2 protein-coding genes are annotated in these 1,398 nt (G+C 40.3%); both read left to right on the plus strand.

From position 1 onward, the window contains the following. Nucleotides 1-149: 149 nt before the first annotated feature. The gene (locus ACNOHI_RS24460) at nt 150-695 is read left to right on the plus strand and encodes a carboxypeptidase-like regulatory domain-containing protein (protein ID WP_420477336.1); all 546 of its coding nucleotides are present in this window, start codon (nt 150-152) and stop codon (nt 693-695) included. 29 nt (nt 696-724) lie between these two features. Next, nucleotides 725-1,398 (plus strand): TonB-dependent receptor plug domain-containing protein (locus ACNOHI_RS24465; protein ID WP_420477337.1); only part of this gene is annotated, 674 nt, incomplete at its 3' end.

Here is a 1,398-nt window from a genome sequence, read left to right on the forward strand (position 1 = left end):
ACTCTTCATTGTAAAGTTGAAAAAGTGAAAGATCGGTACATTTTGTCAGACTGATGAGTTCAGCGAATTATTCTATTGCAAATATTGTGAGATTGAATAATAAACAATAATATAGCTATTTAATAGTTGTTGCTGAGGCCTGACAAGCTATGTTTAGAATTCTTTTTCTTTTTGCGTTTCTTTCTCTACAGATTATTTCTGCGAAAGCTCAGACTGCAGGGCCTCTTTCACAACCCGTGACCATCCGCTTTCAGAACGACTCCTTAAATCTTGCACTGCTTAAGCTCCAGACTAAAGCCAATATAGCGTTTGCTTTCGATCCTGCTATCCTAAACGGCCTCAAACCCGTTACATATAATTTCTCTGATGCCCGGGTGTCAGATATACTAAAACGACTGTTCTTTGGAACCGGGATCGGTTACCAGTTGTACGGCAATCAGATAGTGATTGTGAAGGTGAGGAATTCCCTAATAACGATAAGCGGTCATCTGAAGGATTTTGAAACCGGAGAGGCATTGATTGGCGCTAACATCTTTATTCAGGAACTTAAAACAGGGATTATGTCAAATCAGTATGGGTTTTACTCTCTTACTCTTCCGGAAGGAGATTATCAGTTGGTTATTACACATATTGGGTACAAACCCGAAACAAGAGTGGTTCATCTTGATAAGATCAGACTCTTGAAGTTGGTTTAGTTGTAAAACTTAATGATCTTAAAGAGATTGTGATTGATACAAAGTCGTCTCTACGTACATATGCTTCAGAGGTGAGCCAAAGCATTTTTTCTGATCAGGTAAGGGGCCTGCCTTATTACGCAGGGGAAGAAGACGTTATAAAAGCTCTGCAGATGCAAAATGGAATCAAATCTCTTAATGAGGGGAGTTCGGCAATGTTTATAAGAGGTGGCAACCTTGATCAGAATCAGATAATGCTGGATGAAGCCCTTATCTATAACCCATCTCATCTTTTTGGGCTCGTTTCTATCTTTAATCCCGATGCTATCAAAAATGTAGAAGTTTACCGCAGCTATATGCCTGCGAATTTTGGAGGACGGCTCTCTTCGGTGATCGACACCAGGATGGCTGAAGGGAACAATAAAGAATTTAAAGTGAAGGGAGGCGTGAGCCTTCTGTCGGCGCGTGTTGCAGTAGAAGGCCCCACAGTAAGAGATAGAGGTTCGTTTCTGATTGGTTTCCGGCGAAGCTTGCTTGATATGCTTCACTATAGACTTCATTTTGCCGACCACAGGTCGGCATATTATGATTTTAACGTAAAAACCAATTACGAACTGGATAAAAATAACCGTGTTTTATACTCGTTTTATTTCGGCGACGATTACTTGTTTTCCAAAAATTCCTATTCAAATAACTGGGGAAATCTTACTTCTACCAGATCGGA

Source organism: Noviherbaspirillum sp. ST9, from assembly GCF_048799745.1.
Classification (GTDB): domain Bacteria; phylum Pseudomonadota; class Gammaproteobacteria; order Burkholderiales; family Burkholderiaceae_D; genus Noviherbaspirillum.